Annotated in this window: 1 protein-coding gene; it reads right to left on the bottom strand. The window is 43.9% G+C overall.

Annotation, left to right across the window (positions count from 1 at the left end; all coding sequences use genetic code 11):
• Window positions 1-346 (bottom strand): Rib/alpha-like domain-containing protein (locus CD112_RS13485; RefSeq protein WP_142380818.1); only part of this gene is annotated, 346 nt, incomplete at both ends.

The following is a 346-nucleotide window of genomic DNA, read 5'->3' as shown; positions in this document are numbered from 1 at the left end:
CTGGTAACGTACTTGGATCGTCTACTGTGATCGTCGGTGTACCTTTGTCTGATGGATAATCCGGAATTGTTACTGCTCCTGTTACATCATCCTCAGTTGTCGGTGTACCGTGTTCTTTTGTGACTTCGTCTGTTGTTGGTTCATAAGCGTCATTATCCGCTTGTTCTTTTGTTGTGACTGATACTGTCACATGATCTTTTGTACCGTCCGGATATTCTACTGTTACTGGAACTTCTACTGTACCAGGTGTTTTACCGTCTGGTAACGTACTTGGATCGTCTACTGTGATCGTCGGTGTACCTTTGTCTGATGGATAATCCGGAATTGTTACTGCTCCTGTTACATC

The organism is Staphylococcus simulans (assembly GCF_002902285.1).
GTDB classification, from domain to species: Bacteria; Bacillota; Bacilli; order Staphylococcales; family Staphylococcaceae; genus Staphylococcus; species Staphylococcus simulans.
The sequence above is the reverse complement of the archived record's forward strand: the minus strand, read 5'-3'. Positions and strand labels throughout refer to the sequence as shown.